This is a genomic window from uncultured Mucilaginibacter sp., from assembly GCF_937859865.1.
GTDB lineage: Bacteria > Bacteroidota > Bacteroidia > Sphingobacteriales > Sphingobacteriaceae > Mucilaginibacter_A.
In genome coordinates this window covers 1-1,410 of record NZ_CALMAT010000027.1, presented here as the reverse complement: position 1 = coordinate 1,410, position 1,410 = coordinate 1, and the positions used below count along the sequence as shown (strand labels likewise).

1 pseudogene is annotated in these 1,410 nt (G+C 40.4%); it reads right to left on the bottom strand.

Annotation, left to right across the window (positions count from 1 at the left end):
- Positions 1 to 151: 151 nt before the first annotated feature.
- Positions 152 to 1,410, bottom strand: a pseudogene (locus tag Q0192_RS03420) (SusC/RagA family TonB-linked outer membrane protein); the annotation flags it as partial.

Below are 1,410 nucleotides of genomic sequence, written 5' to 3'. Positions count from 1 at the left end.
GGATCTGAAAATGCTACATCTGTGGTTACGACCGATTTTGGCGGTACATTTAAAAAATCACTGTCCTTGGTGCATGATTCCGCACTTAAAAGCACCGAAACCATGGCTATTGCTAATATCTTTTTCATTAAATATTCGAATAAAATTTTAGTTAAAAGGTTAAGTTAACACCGAAGTTAAAAACCCTGTTTTGTGGCGTTTGTAACCCGTTATTGTCGCTGATCTCCGGATCAATACCATAATGCCGCAAATTGTCTATGGAGAACAAGTTATATACGTTGGCATAAAACCTGGCCCTTTTTATTTTAACCTTACCTAATAATGCCGTAGGCAGAGAGTAGCCCAATTCAATTGTTCTTGCCCTGATGTATTTAACATTATGCACCCAAAATGAGGAGTTAGAACTGTAATCGTAATGATTCATACCTACGTTATTCCTGTTTACCGGGTATTTACCGGGAATCCAGGTGCTGTTTAAGTTATAAGGGTCGCTTAAATGCCAACTATCCTGAAAAATAGTGTTTAAGTTTCCATTATTCTGAAAAGCCCATCTTTGCTCATAATTTTGTTCCCATGAATAGCCGGAACCGCCGGAAAAATCAGCATGAAAATCAAAGCCTTTATAAGCAGCACCAAAGGTAAGCCCAAAGTTAAGGTTTGGCTGGGCATTTGTGCCATAACCAATTGGGCGCTGGTCGTTCCCGTCAATTTTTCCGTCACCGTTCTGGTCCTTATAAATCAAATCACCGGGTAAAACCGTACTGTTGCCTTTACCATCCTCATTTACTTTATAACCATTAATCTGGTCTTGTGAAGTAAACTGGCCGATAACCTGGTAACCCCAGTTAATATTGGCCAAACGGTTTACACCTGAATTGCGGTATTGGTCTAAGGAGTTGCCAAAAGGGGCCGTTATGTTAATATTGGTATAATGTCGGCTGTAAGAGAAGTTACCGCCTACGTTATAGGTTAACGCTCCAACTTTGTTATTGTAAGCCAACGAAATTTCCCCTCCCCGTTGCGAATCACTATTTTCATTAATTCCAGGTAAACTATATCCTGCTTCCTGTGGCAACACCACACTAAAGTTTGTACCAACCAATCCGGTACGCGATCGGTTAAAATAATCAACGGTACCATTTAAATGGCTACCAAACAAACTGAAGTCAGCACCGACATCAAATATCTTATTTCTTAACCAGCTAACTGTACTAATCGGGACACCTTTATTTAGGGAAGTAGAGACCGCGTTGCCACCTAAGATAGCAATATTTCCTACACCTCCACCTCCATTGCCATTAGTGTAACCAGTATTGTAATTGTAGCCAGGCAGATAAGCATACGTAGGAACAATGGGTGGAATATTTCCATAAACATCCCTCGGAGCATTAGGATCAGGGTTTCTGTCAT